Genomic DNA, 18,221 nt, shown 5'->3' with positions numbered 1-18,221 from the left:
CCGTGCATACTTAAATCAATGTTTCTGTTAGTTGCTGTTGTGCTTGGATCTCAGCGTGCACTTTGCTTGGCAGTCCCCATAACTTGATGAAGCCGATAGCCGCATGTTGATCAAAGGTATCTGCAGACGTGTACGTTGCTAAGTTTTCATCGTACAGGCTGTTTTCAGATTTCCGTCCTTCACAGATGACGTTGCCTTTGAACAATTTCAAACGCACGATCCCGTTGACGTAGACTTGCGTGCTTTTCAGGAAGGTAATCAAGGCTTCCGTCAATGGATTGAACCAAAGACCATCATAGATGACTTGCGCTAATTGCTGCTCGATGATTGGTTTGAAATGCGCCAATTCCCGAACAAAGACCAAATCTTCCAATTCTTTATGAGCCGTCATCAAAGCGATCGCTCCTGGACATTCATAAACTTCCCGTGATTTGATTCCCACCAGACGATTTTCGATATGGTCGATCCGACCAACGCCATGCTCGCCAGCCACCCGGTTCAGTTTCATGATCAATTCTGCTAGATTCATCGTTTCGCCATCAATGGCGGTCGGTACCCCTTGATCAAAGGTGATCTCAACGATCGTTGGTACGTCAGGAGTATCTTCTAATTCTTGCGTGATGGCGTAGGCCCCTTTTGGCGGCGTTGCCCAAGGATCTTCTAAGACGCCACACTCACAGGCACGTCCCCACAAGTTTTGATCGATAGAATACGGATTGTCCAAATCAGCGGGAATCGGCACTCCTTTTTCAGCCGCATAGGCAATCTCTTCTTCCCGGGACCATTTCCATTCCCGAACTGGTGCGATGACTTTCAAGTGAGGCGCTAAAGCAGCGATCGCCACTTCAAACCGAACTTGGTCGTTGCCTTTACCAGTACAGCCGTGGGCGACGGTCGTTGCGCCAGTTGCTAATGCCAACTCCACCAATTTCTTGGCGATCAATGGACGAGACAAAGCGGAAACAAGAGGATAAGAATTTTCATAAAAAGTATTGCCTTGTAAAGCGATCAAAGCAAAATCTTGGGCGAATTCTTCGCGGGCATCGATGGCATAAGATTCAATCGCGCCAACTGCCAACGCTTTGTCTTTAATGGATTGGGTGTCGCGACCTTCACCGATGTCTAGGCAGCAAGCCACCACATCATATCCTTGGTCCGTTAACCATTTAATTGAAACGGAGGTATCTAATCCTCCAGAATAGGCCAATATTACTTTTTCTTTCATACTTATTAACTCCTTTTCCGCGTGTTTTCAAGTGATTGAAGCTATCTTATCAGAATAAAAATAATAAATCAAGGGTAAAATTAAATATTTATACATAAAAGCGGCGATTATCAGGTTTTTATACTATTATCGATGGTTAAGGAAAAGAAGTGGATGCTCACTTTTTTAATGAAAGTTTATACGTAATATTCATTATGGTATTCAGTTTTAGAAACCTGCAACAACAAGTTTCGTTTCTCAGAGAAAATGGCAGAAAACGAATGGAGAAAATTTTCAAAAAGAGGCGGAATTACGTTGACATTAGGCTTTATAGAAGGTATTATGTTATATGGTATTGTTTGCCCCACAAGAGCCCCGGAAACTCAAGTGTATGTCAAACATTCGTGAAATTGAATTGGAGGAAAAAATTGTGCGTACAACATATATGGCCAAACCAGGCGAAGTAGAACGTAAATGGTACGTAGTAGATGCAACAGATGTTCCTATGGGTCGTCTTTCAGCAGTAGTAGCATCTGTCTTACGTGGTAAAAATAAACCAACATTCACACCTCATGTGGATACAGGCGATTTCGTAATCGTCATTAATGCAGAAAAAATCAAATTAACAGGTAACAAAGCAAGCGATAAAATTTATTACCGTCACTCAAACTTCCCAGGAGGATTGAAATCAGTCTCTGCTGGAGAATTACGTGCTAAAAATTCTCGTCGTTTGATCGAAACTTCTGTAAAAGGCATGCTTCCTAAAAACACTTTAGGCCGTAAACAAGGAATGAAACTTCATGTTTATGCTGGCGCTGAACACCCACATGCTGCACAACAACCAGAAGTATTGGACATCACAAACTTAATCTAATAGGAGGGAATTTCATTGGCACAAGCTCAATATATCGGCACTGGCCGTCGTAAAAATGCAGTAGCCCGCGTACGTTTAGTACCAGGTACTGGTAAAATTACTGTTAACAAAAAAGATGTTGAAGAATACATCCCACACGCAGACTTGCGTGAAGTAATCAACCAACCATTCGGCGTTACAGAAACTAAAGGTTCATACGATGTTTTTGTAAACGTAAATGGTGGTGGATACGCTGGACAATCAGGTGCAATCCGTCACGGTATCGCACGCGCATTGTTACAAGTTGATCCTGATTTCCGTTTAGCTCTTAAACGTGCTGGCTTACTTACTCGTGACGCACGTATGGTTGAACGTAAAAAACCAGGTCTTAAGAAAGCTCGTAAAGCTTCACAGTTTTCAAAACGTTAATCTTTTTATATCGATATTTTCAGACGCTTCGCAATTTAGATTGTGGAGCGTCTTTTTTTAGAGTACAATCGGATTTTACTGTATTATGACTCTGTTTCTGGTTTATATCTGCTAATTCAAATTGACATCATTATAGAATTGTGAGAATATCTATTTAAGAACAATTGCCTAAGGATTGCCTGCTGAAAATTTGTCATAAGAAATTATGACGGTACGGAAAAGCCCCTGCAATGTCTTTTCGACGAATGTTGTCTTGAACTCGTCTCGAATATGAATTCCGACGAAATCGAATGACAAATGACGAAAAGGAGATCGAGAATGGTACTACGAGAGCATTATCACTAAGTAGTAATCGAGCAGGGTTTTCAAAAAGTTGACCATTCGTCAGCTAAGTAAGAGTGAAGCGTTATTAAGGCTGTTTAACTACTTGTACTGTAATTATTGGAGCAGGGGGGTCTTTTTAGACCTACAAATTACAGGAGGTATATTGCTATGATTAAAAAGCATAAAATTGTTCAAGTTAAGCAGTGGCTTAAAGAAAAAACTTGCAAAGATGGTAAAATAAATTTTACAAAAACTTGTACATTTCTTGCAGCGATTCAAGTATGTCTGTGGTTGATAGAAATTATTTGCATGCTTTGCGGATTCATTATTTCAACATTTGTTGAAATAGCACCATTTCTTGAAGCTTTCTTTAAAATTTTAGAGAACTTAGCTTCTACTCTTTCTTATAATTTAAGAAGGAGTTTTTTTGTGGATTTTTATAATAGTAAATTGTATGGGGTTTCAAACAAGAAATACTTATCTGAGCTACTCCACCTTGAAAAATCAACTTTAAAAAAAATAGATAAATTTTATGAAGTAAAACCTTTTTTAAAGAAAGTAAATAAAAAGGAACGGCTACTCTACAATCCTTCTATGCAACATAAAATTGCTTTGAAAAGAATTGTGAAGATGCTGAGTTTCATTGGATTTCCAGATTATTTATGTGGTGGAGTTCCAGAAGTTAGTTATGTCACGAATGCTTCTAGACATTTAGAAAAAAATAATCTCCTCTTATTAGATATTACAAATTTCTTTCCGAGTACAAAAGACTCATATGTATACGATTTTTTTTTAAATACTTTGAACCAATCTACAGATATTGCAAAGATTATGGTGAATTTGACAACAGCGAAAAGTGAAGATGGAGACTATAGATTTTTGCCACAAGGTTATTCTACGAGTCCTATGCTAAGTTTTTTCGCTTATCATAAGATGTATGAGCGCTTAAATGCGTTTGCAGAAAAAAATGATCTAACATTTTCAGCTTACTATGATGATTTTACGTTTTCTTCGAAAGATTTTATACCTAAATATCTTATGAAAGAAGCAATAAAAATAATTAGCGACTATGGGCTGAGTGTGAATGAAAAGAAAACTAAATTAGTAAAAGTTAATCATACTAAGATTACAGGTGTTGTAGTTCACAAAGACAAAATGAGTGTTCCAAAAGGTTTATTTAAAAAAACATATGAGCACTATTTGACATTGCTAGATATGGACGAAAATACGGAAAATTATACCCAAGATAATTTTATTGATACCTGTAATAGAATGCAGGGATGCCTTGCTGCTATACAATCTGTTGAACCAGAAAGAAATTTAGAGCATTACAAAAATATGATTCGGTATATCAGAAATAAATATGATGTTCCTGTAGAGAGAAAGAAAAAAGACAAATATTTTAAAAAAAAGGAAGTACGTCAAACTTAATCTATAGTTTAAATAAAAGAGTATGTTCAATTATTGTTTGATTGAACAAACGATTGATCTTTCATTAATCTGACAAATAATTTCGGCACTTTCGGGATATTTTAAAGGTTATGGGCATAAATTTAAAGTATACAAAAAATAAGGAGTGTAAATATGGCAAATATCAATGATTTTAAAAATGTTAAACAAAGAGCAAAAAAATATTCAGAGTATCTGGGTTTGGATGATGCGAATAAAAAAACAAATGGTGCTAGATTTGGTTTCTATTTATTGATTTTGGAATGTGTAACCAGTATTAAGGATATAGATGAGTTAAAGAATATGGTAATTGATACCGAGTTCAGTAGTGTAGTTTTTAAGGAGAAGAATAATGATTTAGGGGTAGATGCGGTTCATGTGAACTTGGAAGATAGAGTTATTCAGCTATTCAATTTTAAATATAGAGATACTTTTAAAATTAATTCTGGTTTGAAATTAGGAGATATGGTCGATGTATCAAAGTTTTTATTACCGATTGTAAATGGAATACCTGATGGAATGACTGATTTAACTAAACAGAAAGTCGAATTGATAATAGAGAAACTTGAGTCTGACGAAGAATGGAAATTAGAATTGTATATGGTGTCTAATGAAAATCATCCCTTGGAATTGGAGGATCCTACTGTTATTCAATTCAAGGATAACTACGGAATGCAAGTGCAGTCAATAACCCTTGAAGAAATAGTCGCTTATATTTCTGATTTACCACAAGATTTAAATGCAAAATTTGTTATTGATAGCGAATCGGTCATGACCTATGAGATGGATACATTGTCTACTTTAAAATCATATTTAATAAAACTTTCTTTGGCTGACTTAATCAGAATAACTTGTTCCGATGAAAAAATGAGAATGAATCCTACAGAAGAGTATAAACATCTTCAGGGCCAGAGTTTAGAAATGAGTTTGTTGTTTGACAATGTTAGAGGATATTTAGGAAGCAACACTAAATTCAATGGAAATATAATTAAAACCATAAAGGATGATCCAAACAAATTCTTTATGTTTAATAATGGAATGACTATTACTGTTAAAGATATTAAAGCTGGTTACCAAAATGGTAGAAAAAAATTTGGCTGTGAAATTAAAGGTTTTCAAATTGTCAATGGTGGTCAAACTTTAAGAAGTATATATGAGTTTTGCAATAATCAATTTGATGAAGAAAAATTGGCGAATGCCGAAATCTTAGTGAGACTGTTCCAAACAGAAGCAGATAAAGAATTAACTAATGATATTGCAGAATATACGAATAGTCAAAATGCAATATCTTCTATTGATTTAAAATCTATAAGTAATTTTCAAATACAATTAAGTTCATATTTAGAAACATATGGAATTTTATATGTTCGTAAAGCTGGTGACACAGGTGGGAAAGAAAAAGAATACAACAGGCGTATACCGATGGACAAAGTTGCGCAAATTATTTATAGCGATATGGGATTCCCAGACAGAGCCACAAATCAGAAGAATGCATTATTTGAAAAATATTATAATAATATTTTTGATGAAGAAAATTTAGATTTTGATAATGTCTTAAATCTAATTAATTTATATTACGAAATAGAAGACATGTATGAGAAAAGTGAAACTGTGGGTTTTCACCAAAAATATTTGTATGTAATCTTTTTGTCGACTAGATTAGAAAACAGTTTAGAAGAATGTATTGAAGCACTCGAGCGTTTTATTTTAGAATATAAAAGGGAAGAAGAATTAAGTGCTGCAAGAAAATTGATACAAAAAGGTTTTAAAGACCATGTTGTAGAAAGTATAGAATCTCAGAATTAAGTGGTAGGAAAAATAAATTATTTAAAATGCAGCATGGTGGAAGCTTTATATAGTCGTTTCAACTAGCATCTATCATGGTTCAAATACTGTCTATAAAAATCCTTTTTTATCGATTTTGATGTAAATGAATGTTGCTGAATTATTGATATGAAAGGATTCTTATGGAGGGAGGTTCTTAATTGATAGTAAGTTCTGTTTTCAAAACATTATTTTTTTATATCGATATTTTCAGGCGTTTAGCAATTTAGATTGTGGAGCGTTTCTACGCGTTGATGAGATAGCTTTATCGAAAATATCTTTTCAATATACTAATAGCGGACACCAACCGCATATCAGATCGAAAGTAATTTTTTTAATCCTAATGACGATAAATGTTTAGCACATATGTGATGGAATTGCTGGGTTCACATAGTCTTCGCACCGAAGTATCGACGAAAAGTGATTTATGGAAAGTTAAGTGTGAGTATCGGACAGATATTAGGAAAATTGTGTGAGATGAAAGATGTTGAAATCATTGAAGCTCATCCAATGCCTGACCACATTTATATGTTAGTAAGAATACCGCCAAAAAATAGTATTTTCAGTATAAGTAAACAAGAGTATGTAGATCCATTTAAATAATTAAAGGAAGGTAGGGCTGAGAGCGGTTGGTTATCATTAAAAAGCCCCTTTTTAAGGACTAGTGTGTGGTGAGCCCTTCTAGGTCTGTTAAAAAGTCACCCGTTTTCACGGGTGGGTATTTACTTAGTAGTTGATGTATTCAATATTGATCCTTTAGAAAGCTCTCGTAAAGAAATATTATGTTTTTTCACAAGTTCTTGAATATGGATCACTAACACTGTTTCCTTATACACAAAAATCACCTCTTTATTGATGCTTAGTATCATAGAGTATAATATTAACTAATCTGTTGCTTTATTAGCAAACGTTTAGTGAGTTCTTCCTGTTTATCACTTTTAAGCTAAAAACATATCAGTCATGAATATAAACGGAAAATCGGAGAGAAGAAACCGGCTTAGTGAGCGTCTACTCATCTCTTAAAATGATTTAAAAGTGTGATTACAATGAAATCGTGGTATCAATGCTTACTGGCTTTATAAGAAGTTCTTACATCAGTCAGATTTACCAAATAATCAATACTAGTATTATAATAATTTGCTAACTTTATCAACGTTTGAATAGGAATCTCTAACTCACCGTTCTCATACCGAGAATACGTTGACTGTGAAATATTTAAAAGAGTAGCAATCTGGTGTTGGGTTAAATCGTTGTCTTCCCGCATATCGCGGATTCGTTGAAACATTCACGTCACCTCGATACTATTCTAAATTATGCTCTTATCGCATATTGACTTTTATGCGTTTTGCGCATATTATGTTGTTAGTTACGAGGATAAGGCTTTTGATGGTCTGTTAAATTAAGCAAGTAATCGACGCTAGTAGAATAAAAATCTGCAAGTTTGATCAGAGATTGGGTAGGAATGTCTAATTTTCCTGACTCATAGCGGGAGTAAGTTGTTTGGCTGATATTCAGTAGTTTAGCAAGTTGTTCTTGATTCAAGTCTTTATCTTCGCGTAAGTCACGAATTCTATGATACATAAAAATCACCTCATCCTTATTTTAGGTGAGTAATTTTGTGCTACGGCATATTATGCGTTAAACGCATAATTGTTTTGGATTTTCTGTTAAACATCAATATATTTAGTAACTTACATAGGAAATGAAAGGAGGGAGTACTTGAAAAGCAGAAACAAATTTATCTCTATGTAATTGCCATCTTTAAAGAGAGGACCATATAGAGGAGAAGTCACTTGGTTGTTACAGACAGGACGAAACACATCAGGAGGAAGCTATGTTCCAAGAAAAAATATTCAATCCAGCAATACTACATGAAAACCGCTTGTCACCTAGAACCAGTTTTTTTAGTTATGAAACGGTCGCAGCAGCTATGCAAGGGGATCCGCAGGCATCTTTTGGGTACCAGTCATTAAATGGTCTGTGGGATTTTTATTTGGGTGAGGCAGAAAGTCAAGTTGTGTATGAACAAAAAATCGAGGTACCTGCTCATTGGCAGTTTCAAGGGCATGGAAAACCAATCTATACGAATGTCCAGTATCCTTTTCCAATTGATCCGCCATTTGTTGCGATGGAGAACCCAACCGCCTTTTATCGAAAAGCATTTATTGTGGAGGACATTGATCTTGAGCATGTGCTTCACTTTGAAGGTGTGGAATCGGTGTTTGAGGTGCATGTCAATGATCAGTATGTCGGCTACAGCACTGGCAGTCGCTTGGTATCGGAATTTGACATCACGCCATATCTTCAAAAGGGCAAAAATGTGCTTAGTGTGAAGGTGAAGCAATGGAGTGCGATGAGCTATGTCGAGGATCAAGATATGTGGTGGCTTGGCGGAATTTTTAGAGAAGTCTACTTGTTTTCCCGTAAGCCGCAGTCGATCCAAAATGTAACGATCCAAGCAGATTTATGCAATCAATATAAAGATGGCATCTTGGAAGTTTCGCTTTTCTTTCAACCAGCAACGCCAGAGCAGTCAGAACGAACGATAGAAATCGAATTGCTGGATCAGGAAAATGTAACCGTTTTAAAGAAAGCTGAGAAAAGACTAGGAGGAGCAAAAGCGGATTGGACGATTTCCGCAACCATTGAAGAAATAATTCCTTGGAACGCAGAAGAACCGTACCTATACCATCTGTTGGTGAAACAGTATCAAGGCGAGGAACTGTTGGAGGTCATTCCGTTTCTAGTCGGCTTTAGACAGATTTCCATAGTTGACGGTATTTTCCAAATTAATGGAAAGCGGGTGGTGCTAAAGGGCGTCAATCGCCATGAATGGCATTGTGAGTCTGGTAGAAGTCTGACAGTTGAGACGATGGAACAAGATGTGCAGATGATGAAAGCATTCAATATCAATGCTGTACGGTGTTCTCATTACCCAGCAGACACAAAGTTTTATCACCTGTGTGATCGTTATGGGCTGTACGTCATTGACGAAGCAGACATTGAAACCCATGGGATGGATATCACCCAAAGAATCAACGAACTGAGTAGTAGTGAGGAATGGTTGCCGACGTATTTAGATCGAGCAAAAAGAATGGTCGAAAAAAATAGAAATCATCCTTCGATCATTTTTTGGTCGTTAGGAAATGAGTCTGGTTATGGGGAAAACCATTTGAAGATGGCGCAGCTGATCAAGGAATTAGATCCCAGTCGTCTAGTTCATTATGAAGGAGAAGCACGGCACTTGAAAGCCTTGGGAGAATGGCAAGCGTGCCAAGCGTCTGATGTCATTTCGACTATGTATACATCTGTTGGCGAAATGGCAGAACAAGGGGAACGTTCACTAACACAACCGCATATTTTATGTGAATATGGTCATGCGATGGGCAATGGCCCTGGTGGATTGAGCGAATATCTGGAATTGTTTTATCGCTATCCTCGGTTGCAAGGCGGCTTTATTTGGGAGTGGATCGACCATGGCATCAAGAGTATAGATCACGTTTCTGGTGAAACGTACTACAAGTATGGCGGTGATTTTGCAGAAGAAATCCATGATGGCAACTTTGTGATTGATGGATTGCTATTTCCAGATCGTACGCCATCGCCAGCATTGTTCGAGTATAAGAAAGTGATTCAGCCTGTCAAAATCACTTTCCAGCTCTCAGAACAGACATGTCGCATCACCAACCGTTTCGACTTTCGAAATTTAGCGTCTTTACAGGCAGTCCTGCAAATCAAGGAAGACGATCAGGTGATTTTCTTACAAGAGCTGCCAAGAATCGTCCTTCCACCTCAGGAAGAAACGACCATTTCCCTGCCAGAAGAAGCTACGCTGAGCTTAGCGGGAAGAGCACAGGCAGTGGTCACGCTGTTTTTCTTTGAAGAAAGTGCGCCAGATTTTTCTTTAGAACACGCAGTTGCTTGGGAACAAGCCATCATTGATCAACCAATAAAAAGCGTACAAATACCCAAAGCGGATGCCTTTCACTATTCAGAAACGGTCGATGAACTGAGGATTACTTTGGCTGAGCAGACCTATATTTTTCATAAGAAAACAGGTACCTTGAGCCAGTGGCTCATCGAAGGGCAAGCCTTGCTTACTGAACCGCTTGAAATGAACTTTTGGCGGGCACCGACTGACAACGACTTGTTAGGCAGTGAAGAGTTTGGTTCGGCAAGCATCGCCAAGGAATGGGAAGCGTTTCGCATTCGCCACTTAAAGGAGCGTGTGCTCGCCTTTACCTATGAACAGCGCCCTGATGAAATAAAAGTCGAGATTCGCTGCAACAGCATGCCTATTTCCCTCGACTGGGGAATTGAATTGTTCTTTACGTATCATCTTTCATTGGCAGGCGATATCCGTGTAGCAGTCCAAGGAACCCCGTTTGGAAACGGACCGAAAACCCTGCCGCGAATCGGTGTGCAGCTGATGATGGATAAAGAACATCAGAATGTTCAGTGGCTGGGACTTGGGCCGCATGAAACCTATCCTGATAGTTGCCAAAGCGGGTTTTTCGATTGGTGGGAAAGAACCGTTCCAGAAATGCACACGCCGTATGTGCGGCCGCAAGAAAATGGCAACCGCATGAAGACCAAATTCTTCCGTTTGTCTAAGCCTTCCGGAGCAGGACTGACTATTTCCGGAAAATCGCTGAATTTTAGTGTGCATCACTACACCCTGAACAATTTGGAACAAGCGACCCATACCAATCAATTAGAAACCAGCGACGCAGTTGCCGTCAACATTGACTATGGGGTGCAAGGACTAGGAAGTGCCAGTTGCGGTCCCGGTATTTTACCGAAGTATTTATTGCAAAATCAGGCCTTTGCCTTTGATTTTCAGATGAACTATCAAAAAAAAGTGGAAGGAGCATGACAATGAAAAAAATAGCTTTATGTATGGCAATGATAGGACTAGGAGGCTTAGCTGCTTGTGGGAATGGCAACGATACGCCAGAGCGTGAGGGGGGCGATCAAAACGGCGCAGAGGAAATCACCATTTGGGCGTGGGACCCAAAATTCAATATCGCAGCCTTTGAGTTGGCGGAATCATACCATCAAGAAGAAAATCCTGATTTCAAAATCAATGTCACTGAGATTTCCCAACAAGACAGCGTACAAAAAATGAATACCATCTTTAGTTCAGGCAGTACCCAAGGATTGCCTAATATCGTCTTGATTGAAGATTTTCGCGCTCGTAATTTTTTAGAAGTTTTTCCAGAGTATTTCGTTCCATTGACTGAGTATATAAATGTTGACGACTTTATGGATTACAAAATCGAGGTATCTTCGATCGATGGCGAGCAGTATGGGATGCCGTTTGATTCAGGGGTAGCGGGCGTTTACTTGCGAAAATCGATCATTGAAGAAGCGGGCTTGGAACTGTCAGATTTCACCAATATCACTTGGCAAACCTTTAATGAATTGGGGATCCGTGTGAAAGAAGCAACTGGCAAACCATTGTTGTCCATCGATATGAATGATCTAGGACATTTGCGAATGATGATGCATTCCAGTGGTTATTGGTATACCGCAGAGGATGGTGAAACGCCTTTTATTGACGGCAATCCTTCTTTGAAACAAGGGCTTGAAGATTTGAAAATGCTGCTTGATTCAGGAGTAATGACAACGCACAATGGCTGGGACCAAATGCTAGCAGGTTTTAACAGCGGCGAAGTAGCGGGCGTTTTACAAGGAAACTGGATCACGCCATCGGTGAAAGCAGAAGAAAGCCAAAGTGGCGATTGGGCAGTCGTTCCAGTACCAAAGCAAGAATCGATCGAAGGTTCTGTCAATGCGACCAATCTCGGAGGTTCGTCAATTTATGTATTAGATATCGATGGGAAAGAAGAAGCCCTGAGCTATATTGCTGACGTATTCGGCAAAAATATCGCCTTTTACGAAGAGCTGATTCAAACCGTCGGAGCAATCGGTTCTTACGTTCCCGCTTCACAAGGAGATGCGTATCATGCACCAGATCCCTTCTTCGACGATCAGGCTATCTATCAAGATTTCATGAACTGGGCAAATGAAATTCCTTCAGTAAACTTTGGGAAAAACACTTATGCGTTGGAAGACATCATGAATCAAGGCTTTTTGGACTATGTCAATGGAGCAGATTTGGACGAAGTCTTAAAAAATACGCAAATGATTGCTGACAATCAATTGAATTAACACGGACTGAGGGGCATGTACGATGAAAAATAAATTATTTTATAAAAAAGGAGTGATCACGGGGTGGCTATTTATTGCTATCCCGACACTCTTAATCTTCTTTTTCTCTTTTTATCCAATGATCCAAGCGTTTCTATTATCCTTGCAATCAGGAAGCGGCACCGGGCTGACCTTTAGCGGACTAGCGAATTATCGGCGGCTGTTTTCGGATCAAACCTTTTTGACAGCCACGAAAAATACTTTGATCTTTTTGGGCTTTCAAGTGCCTGTCATGGTCTTGTTGGCCATGTTCTTTTCCGTCCAGCTCAATCAGAAAACCCTAAAGCTAAAAGGCCTGTTTCGGACGATCATTTTTTTGCCAGCAGTGACTTCATTAGTCGCATACTCCATGGTCTTTAAATCACTGTTTGCAACAAATGGCGTGGTGAACGCCCTTTTAGTGAGACTGTCGATTGTCTCTGAGCCGATCGCCTTTTTCTCTAGTCCCTTTTGGTCAAAAGTCATTATCATTTTAGCCATCACTTGGCGCTGGACCGGCTACAATATGATTTTCTTTCTATCGGCTTTGCAAAACATTGACCCAGCAATTTATGAAGCTGCTAGAATCGATGGCGCTTCTCCGACCAAACAATTTTTTAAAATCACCGTCCCTTTGCTGAAGCCAGTCATTTTGTTTTCAGCTGTGACGTCAACGATTGGGACACTACAGTTATTTGATGAACCGATGAACTTGACCCAAGGTGGACCAGGAAACGCCACATCGACGATTTCCCAATATATTTATAATCTCTCCTTTCGCTATACACCAGATTTTGGCTACGCCTCTGCAGTTTCTTATGCCATTGTCGTCATGGTCATCTTCTTTTCCATGATCCAATTTAAGATCGGAGGAGAGGACAAATGAAAAAAGTAGGCACATATGTATTTTTGGGTGTTTTTACCATTCTGTTTGCCTTTCCCTTTTATTTCATGTTAGTGAGTATCACCAATCCTACCGTAAATATCATGCAAGGCAAACTATTGCCAAGTACCCATTTGCTAGAAAACTGGCGTAACCTAGTCGCAACCTATGACTTGAAACAAGTATTCTTTAATAGTGCAAGAATTGCGTTGTTACAGACGATTTTATCCGTGACGATCGCTTCGTTGGCCGGCTACGGATTTGAGATCTATCAAAGCCGATTAAAAAATATGCTTTTTAATATTTTGCTCTTGTCGATGATGTTGCCTTTTGCCGCCACCATGATTCCGCTGTTTCGAATGTTCGGCAGCTTTTCAGTAACGATTCCTTTTATTGGGCTCGATACAGTAGCTTCAGTCATTTTGCCAACACTATCGACCGCATTTCTGATTTTCTTTTTCAGACAAAACACAAAAATGTTTTCCAAGTCACTGCTTGAAGCTGGGCGAATGGATGGCCTGTCGGAACTAGGCTTGTTTTTCCGAATATACATGCCAACCATGAAAACAACTTATGCGGCCGCTGCCATCATTACCTTCATCAATAGTTGGAACAGCTACCTATGGCCGTTGATCACCCTTCAATCACCAGAAAAGCAAACCTTCCCTCTGATGATTTCTGCCATCGGTGCCGCCAATAATCCAGATTATGGCTTAATGATGCTAGCAATCGTGATCGCAACCCTGCCAACAATGGTGGTCTTCTTCTCGCTGCAAAAGTATTTTGTGGCTGGGATGTTGGGATCGGTGAAGTAGGGACGTTTAGAAAGATAGGAAGAATAAAAGACAGACGACTAATTGAGATAGTCATCTGTCTTTTGTTATTGAGTCATTCTGATTTATATCTGATTATTTCTAACTATATCCGCTATAAGCATTGTAATTCTCCAATCAACCTGCCATCAACTTAAAAACTGTCGTCCTTCCTTCTCAATCAATTCACAAGTCCAGTTATCCTCAAACAACGACGCCATCTGTCTTGCTTGGGCAAATAAATCCGTATCTCCGATCGCAAAACTTTTTCGAGCAGTGGCTAACGAACAGTAATCATAGCGCTTGCTCTTTTTTGCCAATAGCAGGGCTTGATCCGCGGCTTCTTTCGCCTCTGGGTGTTGCTGTTCTTGCAGATAAAGCAAGGCGACATTCAAATGAATCGCACACTGTAAAGGCACAGTATTTTCTAGTGCTTCGTATTTTTTTAGCTGATGGATCAATTGTTTGGCAATGACGTGGGCGGTTTCAACTGGAAAGTGGTATAAAAGACAATTGATCAATTTGATATCATCAAGGGTCCAGTCGGAATAAGCTTGAAGCGTATCCCAGGGAACCGTCAAAAGAACTTTGGGCAGGCAAGGAATTTCTTTTTCTGCATTCGTTGAGAGCGCTGTGAGAGAGTCGATTACATACAACAATAAGTCAATGGTTTTACTGACGGATGTTTTTTGGGAAAGTAAACATTGCTCTTTCAAAGCAAGCAATGCTTTTAGATCCTGGTTGGAAAACAAAGAGAAAAATTGATGCAAGATTTGTTGTTTTTCATTTAAACGGTATCCTTGGGCGATGTAAAAAAATTTATCAAAACCGCAATCGATTCGCGCTAAAAGTGCGATAAAAAGGGTAACGGAAGGCGTTAATTTTTCATTTTCAAATTTAGACAAGGTGGTTCTTGAAAGCAGGTCTTTACAAACTTGCGCTTGCGTGATGCCGCGGCTTTTTCTGATTTTACGATATGTGGTTCCTAAATTATTCATAGGCGCCTCCTTAAGCAATGTGATTATAGTGTACATAAGATAATTTTGCCCGTCAATCTGGTATAGTAGAACTATTAGACAGCTAGGCAACACCAGATAGAGGAGGCACGAACAAAAATGAATCAGACAAAATAAAATCCTTTACTTAGCAAATGGCGATCAATAACTAGAAAAACGAGCAATCGTTATTTCTAAGTAAAGGTGGAAAACAAATGAAGAGGAATCAGGGATTTACCCAATTGATCATTGGCCAAACAGTGGCGAATGTCGGGGATACCATTTATATTGTGGCAATTATCAGTTCTATTTTTAGCTGGACAGACTCTGCTTTGGCAGCGGCGCTGGTCCCGGTACTAGTAACAGGAGGCGGTGTCATTTCCGGCTTCCTCTCACCGGTCATCACGAGTTATTTTCGCTTAGAACAAGTGCTGAAGGTCAGCCAGATGTGCAAAACAGCCGTGCTCTTTTTTATGACCGCGTATCTCTATTTGAAAGCTGAAACGATGAATCTATTGGTTTTATATTGCCTTGTCGCATTGATTTCGTTTTTGGACGGCTGTTCAGAACCAATTAGCCGTGCCTTGATCCCAAAATATGTGGAAAAGCATCGACTCGTCAAAGCCAATGGAATCTTCAATTCGATGCTTCAAACAGTCAACATCGGCAGTTGGGCGATCGGAACCTCCTTGCTGCTGGTATTTTCTGTTCATCAGTTGGTTTTATTAGACAGCTTTCTGTTTCTAAGTGCCTCGATAGTATTAGCGTTTTTGCCTAGAACGACTCGAGAAAAAAACGAAAAGCAGCCGTTAGCACACCAGTTGTTTATTGGTTGGCGCTGGATTATGAAAGATCCTCTTGTTCGGGTAATCGTTGGCATGGACATGCTGGAAAGTATCGCCAATACAGCCTGGGTGTCCGCAATTGTGTTAGTATTCGTTCGAGAAGTGATGCAGACACCTGATGCTTGGTGGGGCTATATCAACGCCACTTATTTTGTTGGCGCGTTGCTAGGAAGTGCGTTGGTGATGCGATTTTCCGAGCGGTTTGATAAAAACAAACGAACAGCGATTGTAATGGGTGCTGTCTTAGGCGGACTGATCACTGTTGCCGTTGCCCTATCAGGCGATCGCTTTTTGATTCTAGGATTATCCGTTTTAATCGGGCTCTTTTCCCAGATCAAAAATATCCCACAAGCCTCATTAATCCAACAAAAAGTAGCAGCCGATCGATTGGTTGCCATCTACGCTGCCTCAGGAATCTTGAATTCCGCTGTTTTTGCTTTATTCGCCTTATTGATGGGACAGGTGGCAGATGTTTTCGATGTACGGTGGGTGTTTGTTCTTTCCGGCAGTTTATTGCTTCTAGTGGGGCTGATTGCAAGGAAGCTTAAAGTTAGTTAAAAGTAAGAGAGATAGTAGTCAAGAGAAACTCTTTTATACGAGGTTTTTATAAGATGAAACTAGCTTTAATAGTTTACTTTGATAATGGCATAGGAAGATGAAAAAGCAGTTACAGCTAGTTAGGAACAGTCCCTGACTAGCTTTTTGTGTGGTGATCTAAACGTTCTTACATCGAGAATACAATGATTATTGTAGATTTGATCGGTAGCTAATCACAGATTATTCATATGCAAAAGTATTATGTGGCTGAATATTGAGATTGACTAAGTATGGGGCTGCTATAGGAGGAAAGCGCAAGCGTCTTTATAGAAAACTTGATTACTTGAAAGAAAAGCTTTGTATTGATTTGGAGTAAATTCACAATTTTTTGAATATCTTTAGTTTTCCAAGATTCCCCTAAAAAGCTCATCTAACAGCTCCTAACCTTATATACATTTACATATCTAACTCTTATCTTTTCGCTTTTAGTTAGTTAAAAAGCAAAAAATAAATGTGAATCCGAGCTATTTTTAAATAATTAACCAGATAATCTTCCGATTGGAACGGTTAAATAGTGAATGATTGGTAGAAAAGAGATTAGAGGATGCGAGTTGTGATAAGTAAACTCATAAAAGAAGAATGCTAGAAAAGTAGAGAAAAATAGGATTAATGAAATAATCGAGATCCTTATTTTTTAACAATTTTCGAAAACCATAAATGAATTGAAGGAAGCTTAGTGTGGGTGAAAGAATAATTACAAAAAAATATTGACTTAAAAAAATGGCTATGGTAATCTATAAACGAAAATAGTGGGAACGTTTCCAAAATGCATCTTCGTTAAATTTTTATTTTTTTATACGAAAATGGAAACGTTTCTAAAACGTATTGGGAGGAGATTGAATTGGAAAAGACATTGGGACCAGGTGGTGAGATAAGGGCGGTACAACGGGATAAAAAAAATATCTCGAAGTGGGAAAAATTAAAGAAACAGTTGCGGCGTGATAAGTGGATGTACTTGTTGCTCTTACCAGGTATCATCATGACGTTTATCTTTAAGTATGTGCCAATGTACGGTGCTGTGATTGCATTTAAAGACTATAATCCTATGCTAGGAATTTTGGAAAGTCCTTGGGTAGGACTAGATCACTTTAGGGAATTTATCAGTTCACCAAATTTTACGCTTTTGCTGAGCAACACATTAAAAATTAGCATTTATGGTTTATTGTTAGGTTTTTTTCCACCAATTATTTTAGCACTGAGCTTGAATCAAATTATCAATAAAAAAATAAAACAGAAAATCCAGTTGATTCTATATGCGCCGAATTTTATCTCAGTAGTTATTATCGTGGGGATGCTGTTTTTGTTCCTATCCGCAAATGGACCTATTAATGGGTTAGTAGAAAAGGTTACGGGGCAACCAATTATGTTCATGTCTAATCCAGCTTATTTCAGAACGATTTATATTTTATCTGGAATTTGGCAAGGAATCGGCTGGTCATCCATTCTTTACACCGCGACGCTGGCGGGAGTCAGTACCGATTTATATGAGGCAGCAAATATCGATGGGGCAAATATTTTACAAAAGATTTGGCATATCGATTTGCCTGCATTGAGGCCTGTGATGGTGATCAGCTTCATCTTGGCCGCCGGCGGTATTATGAATGTAGGATATGAAAAAGCCTACTTGATGCAAACTTCAATGAACATCCCTGCCTCAGAAATCATTTCCACTTATGTATACAAAGTCGGCTTGCAATCAGGTGATTATGCCTACTCTGCTGCTGTTGGTCTGTTCAATATGATTATTAATGTCGTTTTATTACTGATTGTCAACAATATAACCAAGCGGCTAAACGATGGTCAAGGCTTGTAAT

14 protein-coding genes and 1 pseudogene are annotated in these 18,221 nt (G+C 38.7%); 11 read left to right on the top strand and 4 right to left on the bottom strand.

Annotated features, from left to right (window positions below; translation table 11 throughout):
* Positions 1 to 10: 10 nt before the first annotated feature.
* A complete protein-coding gene (locus tag A5867_RS00300; RefSeq protein WP_005230386.1) occupies positions 11 to 1,225 on the bottom strand; it encodes an argininosuccinate synthase in 1,215 nt (404 codons plus the stop codon).
* Positions 1,226 to 1,631: 406 nt separating this feature from the next.
* Between A5867_RS00300 and rplM the strand changes: the two genes are divergently transcribed.
* The 5 genes and pseudogenes from rplM to tnpA form a co-directional block, all read left to right on the top strand.
* The gene (rplM, locus tag A5867_RS00295; RefSeq protein ID WP_301280258.1) at positions 1,632 to 2,078 is read left to right on the top strand and encodes a 50S ribosomal protein L13; all 447 of its coding nucleotides are present in this window, start codon (positions 1,632 to 1,634) and stop codon (positions 2,076 to 2,078) included.
* A 15-nt stretch (positions 2,079 to 2,093) separates the two neighbouring features.
* A complete protein-coding gene (gene rpsI / locus A5867_RS00290; protein ID WP_003128901.1) occupies positions 2,094 to 2,486 on the top strand; it encodes a 30S ribosomal protein S9 in 393 nt (130 codons plus the stop codon).
* A gap of 492 nt (positions 2,487 to 2,978) precedes the next feature.
* A complete protein-coding gene (locus tag A5867_RS00285) occupies positions 2,979 to 4,241 on the top strand; it encodes a reverse transcriptase family protein (protein ID WP_249269998.1) in 1,263 nt (420 codons plus the stop codon).
* Between the two features lie 153 nt (positions 4,242 to 4,394).
* Positions 4,395 to 6,065, top strand: coding sequence for an AIPR family protein (locus A5867_RS00280; protein ID WP_087626659.1), 1,671 nt, complete (start codon positions 4,395 to 4,397; stop codon positions 6,063 to 6,065).
* Between the two features lie 384 nt (positions 6,066 to 6,449).
* Positions 6,450 to 6,644, top strand: a pseudogene (gene tnpA, locus A5867_RS00275) (IS200/IS605 family transposase); the annotation flags it as partial.
* Between the two features lie 499 nt (positions 6,645 to 7,143).
* On the opposite strand, the gene A5867_RS00270 reads toward tnpA, so the two are convergent.
* Together A5867_RS00270 and A5867_RS00265 are read right to left on the bottom strand one after the other, a co-directional pair.
* Positions 7,144 to 7,368, bottom strand: a complete 225-nt coding sequence (locus A5867_RS00270) for a helix-turn-helix transcriptional regulator (RefSeq protein ID WP_087626658.1) — start codon at positions 7,366 to 7,368, stop codon at positions 7,144 to 7,146.
* A 77-nt stretch (positions 7,369 to 7,445) separates the two neighbouring features.
* On the bottom strand, positions 7,446 to 7,664 hold the full coding sequence (locus A5867_RS00265; RefSeq protein WP_015510596.1) for a helix-turn-helix transcriptional regulator: 219 nt from the start codon (positions 7,662 to 7,664) through the stop codon (positions 7,446 to 7,448).
* Positions 7,665 to 7,917: 253 nt separating this feature from the next.
* Here A5867_RS00265 and A5867_RS00260 point away from each other — a divergent pair, with 253 nt between their 5' ends.
* The 4 genes from A5867_RS00260 to A5867_RS00245 are packed head-to-tail and all read left to right on the top strand — an operon-like array spanning position 7,918 to position 13,973.
* Positions 7,918 to 10,959 (top strand): glycoside hydrolase family 2 TIM barrel-domain containing protein, encoded by a 3,042-nt coding sequence (locus tag A5867_RS00260; RefSeq protein ID WP_087626657.1) that lies wholly within the window; start codon positions 7,918 to 7,920, stop codon positions 10,957 to 10,959.
* 2 nt (positions 10,960 to 10,961) lie between these two features.
* Positions 10,962 to 12,257 (top strand): ABC transporter substrate-binding protein, encoded by a 1,296-nt coding sequence (locus A5867_RS00255; protein ID WP_087626656.1) that lies wholly within the window; start codon positions 10,962 to 10,964, stop codon positions 12,255 to 12,257.
* 22 nt (positions 12,258 to 12,279) lie between these two features.
* The gene (locus tag A5867_RS00250; RefSeq protein WP_087626655.1) at positions 12,280 to 13,161 is read left to right on the top strand and encodes a sugar ABC transporter permease; all 882 of its coding nucleotides are present in this window, start codon (positions 12,280 to 12,282) and stop codon (positions 13,159 to 13,161) included.
* Complete coding sequence (locus A5867_RS00245; RefSeq protein WP_087626654.1) at positions 13,158 to 13,973, top strand: carbohydrate ABC transporter permease; 816 nt, start codon at positions 13,158 to 13,160, stop codon at positions 13,971 to 13,973. Before A5867_RS00250 ends, A5867_RS00245 begins: the two co-directional genes overlap by 4 nt.
* Before the next feature lie 146 nt (positions 13,974 to 14,119).
* Here the strand turns inward: A5867_RS00245 and A5867_RS00240 are convergent, their stop codons facing one another.
* Positions 14,120 to 14,968 (bottom strand): helix-turn-helix transcriptional regulator, encoded by an 849-nt coding sequence (locus A5867_RS00240; protein ID WP_249269997.1) that lies wholly within the window; start codon positions 14,966 to 14,968, stop codon positions 14,120 to 14,122.
* A 212-nt stretch (positions 14,969 to 15,180) separates the two neighbouring features.
* On the opposite strand from A5867_RS00240, the gene A5867_RS00235 reads away from it, so the two are divergent.
* Both A5867_RS00235 and A5867_RS00230 read left to right on the top strand, forming a co-directional pair.
* Complete coding sequence (locus tag A5867_RS00235) at positions 15,181 to 16,368, top strand: MFS transporter (protein ID WP_087626652.1); 1,188 nt, start codon at positions 15,181 to 15,183, stop codon at positions 16,366 to 16,368.
* A gap of 880 nt (positions 16,369 to 17,248) precedes the next feature.
* On the top strand, positions 17,249 to 18,220 hold the full coding sequence (locus A5867_RS00230) for an ABC transporter permease subunit (RefSeq protein WP_015510591.1): 972 nt from the start codon (positions 17,249 to 17,251) through the stop codon (positions 18,218 to 18,220).
* The last annotated feature ends 1 nt before the right edge of the window (position 18,221 follow it).

It is taken from the genome of Enterococcus sp. 6D12_DIV0197, from assembly GCF_002174385.1.
Classification (GTDB): domain Bacteria; phylum Bacillota; class Bacilli; order Lactobacillales; family Enterococcaceae; genus Enterococcus_D; species Enterococcus_D casseliflavus.
The sequence above is the reverse complement of the archived record's forward strand: the minus strand, read 5'-3'. Positions and strand labels throughout refer to the sequence as shown.